The 7,335-nt window shown below is 73.2% G+C and carries 3 protein-coding genes; 1 reads left to right on the top strand and 2 read right to left on the bottom strand.

Features of this window, described 5'->3' with window-relative positions; translation table 11 throughout:
• Window positions 1–683: 683 nt before the first annotated feature.
• Both AB0L40_RS25285 and AB0L40_RS25280 read right to left on the bottom strand, forming a co-directional pair.
• A complete protein-coding gene (locus AB0L40_RS25285) occupies window positions 684–2,297 on the bottom strand; it encodes a hypothetical protein (protein ID WP_364361156.1) in 1,614 nt (537 codons plus the stop codon).
• A gap of 460 nt (window positions 2,298–2,757) precedes the next feature.
• Window positions 2,758–3,669: a hypothetical protein gene (locus AB0L40_RS25280; RefSeq protein WP_364361154.1), complete on the bottom strand. Its 912-nt coding sequence runs from the start codon at window positions 3,667–3,669 to the stop codon at window positions 2,758–2,760.
• A 1,520-nt stretch (window positions 3,670–5,189) separates the two neighbouring features.
• On the opposite strand from AB0L40_RS25280, the gene acs reads away from it, so the two are divergent.
• Window positions 5,190–7,202: an acetate--CoA ligase gene (gene acs, locus AB0L40_RS25275; protein ID WP_364361152.1), complete on the top strand. Its 2,013-nt coding sequence runs from the start codon at window positions 5,190–5,192 to the stop codon at window positions 7,200–7,202.
• Window positions 7,203–7,335: the final 133 nt, after the last annotated feature.

The following is a 7,335-nucleotide window of genomic DNA, read 5'->3' as shown; positions in this document are numbered from 1 at the left end:
AAGAAGACCCACGGTCTCGATGATCATCGCGGTGGCCCGCCCTTCGGGCGGCCCCGCGCTCATCACCGAGCTACACCACTTCTACCGACTTGACCCGGGCCGGCGGTCGGTCCGCGTCGGCGACGGCCACCAGCGTTGATACCTCCCAGGAAGGCTTCCCGGTGGGCGTGCCGCCGCGGGCCGGCGGTCGGTCCGCGTCGGCGACGGCCACCAGCGTTGGTACCTCCCAGGAAGGGTTCCTGGTCGGTGTGCCGCCACCGGTCGGCGGTCGGTCCGCGTCGGCGACGGCCACCAGCGTTGGTACCTCCCAGGAAGGGTTCCCGGTGGGCGTGCCGCCGCGGGCCGGCGGTCGGTCGGCGTCGGCGACGGCCACCAGCGTTGGTACCTCGCAGGAAGGCTTCCCGGTGGGCGTGCCGCCCCGTGGCTGGCGGTCGCCGCGCGGGGCCTGCGGTCACCAGACTTGGTACCTCCCAGGAACGTTTCCTGGTGGGCGTGCCGCCCCGGGCTGGCGGGCGCCGCGCCGGGTCCGCGGTCACCAGCGTTGGTACCTCCCAGGAAGGTTTCCTGGTGAGCATGCCGCCACCGGCCGGCGGTCGGTCGGCGTCGGCGACGGCCACCAGCGTTGATACCTCCCAGGAACCTTTCCCGATGAGCGGGCCTCCGCCGGCCCGCGGGCCGGGGCCCTACGGGGCGACCGACTGCGCCGCGATCGCGCAGGTGTTCTGCGTCGGGTCCGGGTCGTTGACCTTCCAGCGCGACGAGATCAGGACACGGGCGCCGGTGGCGGTGTCGATCTGGAGCTGGCCGTTGTTCGGGAGCTCCGCGAGGACCGGGCCGGCGGCCTGCGGGACGGCGGTGTCGACCGAGCCCTGGCGCGTCGTGACGGTCGCGGCGCCGGGGACGTCGAGGCGGACCGTGCGGGTGCCGGCCGGCGTGGCCTGGCAGGTGAGCTGGATCCGGCCGACGCCGGGCAGGTCGGCCGTAGCGGTGTCGCGCCCCGCAGCCGCGGCGTCGCCGCGCCAGACGATCTGCGCGGAGCCGACGCCGGTGGAGCCGGCCGTCTGGGCGACGACCTCGGCCTGGACGTGGCAGCGCGACGCCGAGGGGTCGCGGAAGTCCCACGCCCAGGTGATGTGGATGCTCACCGGCGGGGCGAGCGACGCTGCGCCGGGGGCGCCGATCGGGCCGCGGTCGCTGAGCAGCGCCGTGAACTCCCCCGTCGACTGCTTCTCGGCGGGCTGGAACTTGTTGAAGCCCTCGTTGAAGTCGCGGCCGGTCCCAGTGGTGAAGAGCGCCTCGCGCAAGGCCTTCTCGGCGTCCTGGGCGTTGCCGTCCCACGACCGGTAGGTCCAGGTCAGCATCGACGCCTCGCGCGTCTGGTCCGTCGGGAAGATGCGGACCCACTGGGTGCCGGCACTGCAGACGAGCTCGCCGTGGCCGATGCCGGGGATCACGAAGCCCGCGACGTCGCGGCCGGCGGAGCTCGCCCCGGACCAGTCCACGACGGGGCGCTGGCGCGGCGGCTCGGCCACCGCGGCGGACGGGTCGCTGGTCACGGCGGAGACCGTGATCGCCTGCTCCGTGCTGCCGGCGACCTTGGCGGACCCCGTGCGGCCGCTGACGACCACCTGGTACCGGCCGGCGGGCAGCGTCCCGGACGACCGCAGCGCGACCTCGGCGAGGCCGGTCAGCCGCCCCTTCAGACTGGTGCTCGCGACCCGGGCGCCGCCGGCGTTCAGGAGCCGCACGCGCACGCCGCTGGTGACGCGGCCTCCGACGGAGCGCAGCAGGACGCGGACGACGGAGCGCCCGTCAACCGTCGTCGTCCCGCGCAGGGCCGCGCGGACGGGCAGGGACGCGGCGCGCAGCCGGTAGGGCGACGTCGACGACGCGGTGGCGCAGCCCGCCACGCGCCCGGTCACGCGGATCCGGAGCGCTCCCGGGGCCGGGGCCCGGCGGACCTTCAGGACGACCGACGTGGTCCCCCGCGCCAACCGCGCCGCCGTGCCGGACGCGATCGTGCGGCCCTTGCGGGTGACGGTGACCCGGACCGCCGTCGCCTCCCCCACGCGGACGCGGACGGGCGCGACGGCGCGGTCGATCAGCCGCGTCGGGTCGTGCGTGGTGAGCGTGGCCGACAGCGCGGTGCGGCAGGCCGCAGCGCTGCGGCCCGCCGCGGACGCCGACGGGGCGGCCAGCGCGGGGACGGCGAGCGCGAGCAGGCCGAGGGCGGCCAGGCGGGGCGTCCGTCGACGCGATGAGGGGGTCCGGGTCATGAGGAGGTGGGGCGAGGTCACGGGCAGGGTGCGGTGCCGGTGGCGCCGGCCGTCGGAGGGACCGGGCGTCGCGACCTCCGATGGTCGCACGCCCACAGGGCCCGGGCGCCGGAAGATCGGGCGGATGTCCGCCCCTCCCCGCGGCCGGTTCCGGGCTTCGGCCCAGAACGACGAACGGCCGCGCTCGTTGCCGGGCGCGGCCGTCCTGGTCGAGCGGGTTGTCCCCCAACGCCCCGTTCGATGGATGCATCGTGGCGGCCGAGGGCAGCGTTTCGGTCGCGGAACGGGATCGGTTGGGTATCGGCGTGCGCCGCGCCCGCCGCCGGCGGTCCCGCGACGACGAGGCGTCGCAGACGTGCCGGCGGGGTCCGATGCCGGCACGAAACGACGAAGCGCCGCCCGTACCACCGGGAACCGGGGTACGGACGGCGCGGAACGCGCGTCGTCGGACCGCCGAACGGCCGCCCGACGATCAGGCCGACTACTTCACGAAGGAGTAGGTGACCGGCTTCTCGGCGTTCAGGTAGCCGAGCGACACCGACGTGAGCGCGGCCGTGGCCGACTTGTCGGTATCCGACGCGCTGCCGAACGTCCGGACGCTGGCGTTCAGGACGATGGCCTTGTTCTGGGCCGCGCGGTCACCGATCGCGGCGAGCTGCTGCTTCCACGTCGCGCTGGCGAGCGTGCCGGACGCCGCCGGACGCGTCGAGACCCACTGGTTGGCGTCCGCGAACGCGTCCGTCTCACCGGAAGCGGCCGGGGCCAGGTACAGCGTCGTGTAGTCGTTCGTCGACTGGTAGATGCCGCCCTGGGTGTAGACCTCGATCGCGAGGACCGCGCCGCGCGCAGCGGAGCCGTCGGTGGCGACCGACGTGTACTTGATGCTGCCGAGCGACGACAGCGACGTGCCGCGCGGGATCGGCAGGTTGACGCCGCCGATGCCGTTCTTGCCGTTGTCGATGACCAGTCCGGCGTCGGTGAAGGACACCTTCGTCGTCGTGGAGCTGTCGTACCAGGGCGTGAAGCCCGCGATCTGCGAGGTGGCCGCGCCGACCTTCGACGGATCGAAGCCCGCACCGGCGGGGCCGGCCGGACCGGCGGGGCCCTGCGAACCCGCGGGGCCCGTGGCGCCGGTCGCGCCCGTCGCGCCCTTGTCGCCCGTGCCCTTGGCGCGGATGAGCTTCTGGGTGGCCTTCGTCAGGTCGCCGATGCTGAGCGAGCCGTTCTTGACGTCCGAGCTCGTGATGGAGCTGCTCTTGATCTTGGCGCCGGTGATCGCGTTGCTCGCGATGTCCTTGCCCTTGATCAGGGTCTTGGCGGTGGCGACGCCGCCGCCGAGAAGCGCCGCGACGATGGCCGCGACGAGGATGACCCGCATGTTCTTGAAGTTCACGCGAAGCCCTTTCTATGAGGGGATGCTCTGGATGACTACACACGCGCGGGACCTCTCGGACACGCGACAGCTCGACACTACCCCGGGAGCTCGGACCTCAGCGCCAGATGATCGGCAGCCGAGGTGAATCTGAAGGCAACGTGAACACCGTCCACAGAACGTCCGGGGGCCGGTGTTGGCCCCGAAGGCCCGTGTACAACACAAGAACGCCTTCGGACAACACCGTTTCCCATCACCGAGCGGCCAGGCGCCAGGTTGGACGAACGATTGGGTCTACTCGGGGCAGATTCGTTCCGTTTCCGCCCGTCCACCCACGGGCAGCGACCGATTCCGGCCTTGAGGAGCGGTCTCGACGCGCCGGGCCGGCGTCCGACGGGGATGGTGGGACATGCCCCCGGAACGACGACGCGCCGCCCCGGGCCGGCCGGAGCCGGCGCCGGGACGGCGCGTCGGGACCGGACCCTCCCGTCGTGCGGGAGGTCCGGCGGTGCGGGAGGGGCCGGTGGCCGCGCGGAGGCGGCGTCCAGGTTCGCCTTCCCGGACGTCGTGCCGCTCTTCACGCCGGCACCGCCGGTGGCGATCGCCGCCTTGACGTCGCCCCAGGTGGTGGCCGTGTTGGCGTCGATGATGGCCGCGACGAGGATGACCCGCACGTTCTCGAACGTCATGCGAGGCCCCGTTCTTGGGAGAGATGAACACACAGGCGATCCCGAGGGGCTCGCGAGTCGGCGACCGTAGCCGCGCGACTGCGGTGGCGCCTGTGAAACGCCACAACCGGCCGGCGACCCCGAGAATCCCCGGGAGACCGCCGCGTCGTTGCGAAACGCCGTCTGTGACACGTGAACAGATGCGGCGCGGACGACCACATCACGACGGGAGGCCGCCAAGTCCTGGACGAACGGATGACCCCGGCGTGCCCCGCCGCGGCGCGGACGCGCCCCGTAGGAGCGAGCAGCGGCACACCCCGAGAAGGCGAACGGCCGCACTCACGAGTGAGCGCGGCCGTTCTGTCGGCCGGGTTGTCCCCCAACGCCCCGTCCGACGCATGCACCTTCTCGCGACCCCGGAGCGGTTCCGTCTCGCCCGGGGATCGGTTCGGTATCGCGCGCCGCGCCGCGCCGCGCGATCCGTCGGCGCGGGGCCGGCGGCCCCACCCCCGCGTCGTCCACCTGTTCTGCGTGGTCCGCCCGCCCCGCGTGGTCCGCCCGCCCCGCGTGGTCCGCCCGCCCCGCGCCGCCCACCCGCATCAGCCCTCCACCCGGGCACGCTCTGGGAATCGATCACGAAACGGTGATTCCCAGAGCGTGCCCGGCGAGGACACCGGACCGGGGCGCCGGGGGTCGCCGTCCGGGTCAGGAACGCAGCCCGCGCGCGACGCCGCGAGCGCGTTGAGGCGCCAACTCGCGGGAACCTCGGGGACTGGCGCTCCCGCCCGGTCTGTGCCCGCGCGCACCCATGTAAGTTCGGGGGACGCCGCGAACCCGCGGCCTGCCCTGGATCTCGACGGAGGCCGCACCGAGATGAGTACCGAGACCAATCGTGACCTGACCGAGGAGCGCGTGGAGGCGCGCCTCGGGGAGCTGCTGTCGCAGGAGCGCTTCGCGCCGCCGACCGCGTTCGCCGCCGATGCGGAGATCACGGACCCCGAGCTGCGCGCACGGGCCGCGAAGGACCCGGTCGGCTACTGGGAGGAGCAGGCCGGGAAGCTGCGCTGGACGACGCCGTGGGAGACCGCGCTGAACGACGGCGACGCGCCGTTCTACCGGTGGTTTCAGGGCGGCCGGGTCAACGTCTCCGACAACTGCCTGGACCGCCACGTGGAGGCCGGCAACGGCGACCGCGTCGCGTACCACTGGCACGGCGAGGAGGGCGAGACCCGCGACATCACCTACGCGGAGCTCCTGGAGCAGACCGCGAAGTTCGCCGGCGCGCTGCGCGAGCTCGGCGTGCAGCAGGGCGACGTCGTCGGGATCTACCTGCCGATGATCCCCGAGGTCGCCGTCGCGATGCTCGCCTGCACCCGCATCGGCGCGATCCACAACGTCGTCTTCGGCGGGTTCTCCGCGACGTCGGTCGCGGAGCGGATGGAGGTCTCGGGCGCGAAGGTCCTCGTGACCGCTGACGGTGGGCGGCGGAAGGGCAAGACCGCGCCGGTCAAGCCGGAGGTCGACAAGCACTTCGCCGACCTGGACGGCCTGCAGCACATCGTCGTCGTCAAGAACGCCGGCAACGACGTCGCGATGCAGGACGGCCGCGACGTCTGGTTCCACGACGTCGTCGCCGCGGCGGACCCGGTCGATCCGGTGCCGTTGGACGCCGAGGCGCCGATGTTCATCCTCTACTCGTCCGGGTCGACCGCGAAGCCGAAGGGGATCCAGCACACCACCGGCGGCTACCTGACCGGGGTCACCACCACCCTGCGGCAGGTCTTCGACCTGCGGGCGGGCGGGCCGGATCCGGACGTCTACTGGTGCTCCGCCGACGTCGGCTGGATCACCGGCCACTCCTACATCGTCTACGGGCCGCTCGCCAACGGGATCACGTCGGTGATGTACGAGGGCGCCCCGGACTACCCGCACAAGGGGATCTGGTGGGAGATCATCGAGCAGCGGAAGGTGACGAAGTTCTACACCGCCCCGACCGCGATCCGCGCCGCGATGAAGTGGGGCGTCGAGCACGTCGCCGGGCGTGATCTGTCGTCGCTGAAGCTGCTCGGGTCGGTCGGCGAGCCGATCAACCCGAAGGCGTGGCTCTGGTACTGGCACGTCGTCGGCGGCGAGCGCTGCCCCGTCGTCGACACCTGGTGGCAGACCGAGACCGGCTCGATCGTCATCACGACGCTCCCCGGAGTGGACGACGCGAAGCCCGGGTCGGCCGGCACGCCGCTGCCCGGCTACGAGGTGCAGGTGCTGGACGCCGAGAAGCACACGCTCGTGACCGAGGGCGAGGGGCTGCTGTCGATCCCCCGGCCGTGGCCGTCGATGCTGCGCACGCTCTACCAGGACCCCGACCGCTACAAGTCGACGTACTGGGAGACGTTCGAGCAGGGTGCCGGCGGCGCGAAGGACGTCCCGTACTTCGTCGGCGACTCCGCCCGCATCGACGCCGACGGGTACATCTGGGTCATCGGCCGCGTCGACGACGTGATCAACGTCTCCGGCCACCGCCTCTCGACCGCCGAGGTCGAGTCCGCGATCGTCGCGCACCCCTCCGTCGCCGAGGCCGCCGTCGTCGCGAAGGCCGACGACCTGACCGGCCAGGCGATCGTCGCCTACGTGACGCTCCAGGGCTCCGTGGAAGCGACCGACGAGGTCGGCGCGCAGATCAACGCCGAGATCGCCGACCGCATCGGCAAGCTCGCCCGCCCCAAGCGGATCGTCTGGACGCAGGACCTGCCGAAGACCCGCTCCGGCAAGATCATGCGCCGCCTGCTCCGCGACATCGCCGAGGAGCGCGACCTCGGCGACGTCACCACCCTCGCCGACCCCGGCGTCGTGGAGAGCCTCCAGGACCGCTGGCGCGCCGGAGCCTGACCAGACCCCGCCGCCCGTCCGGCGCGGATGCCTGGCGCCCGCGGCGGACGGCGGACGGCGGACGGCAGGCGGCGCGGCAGGGGGCAGGCGGCGCGGCAGGCGGCAGACGGCGCGGAGGACGGCAGGCGGCGCG

Origin of the sequence: Patulibacter sp. NPDC049589, assembly GCF_040675535.1 — a bacterium.
Classification (GTDB): domain Bacteria; phylum Actinomycetota; class Thermoleophilia; order Solirubrobacterales; family Solirubrobacteraceae; genus Patulibacter.
The sequence above is the reverse complement of the archived record's forward strand: the minus strand, read 5'-3'. Positions and strand labels throughout refer to the sequence as shown.

Bases quoted from the DNA above. Each gene is read 5' to 3' on its own strand.
- acs (WP_364361152.1), top strand. From the start codon at position 5,190: ATGAGTACCGAGACCAATCGTGACCTGACCGAGGAGCGCGTGGAGGCG.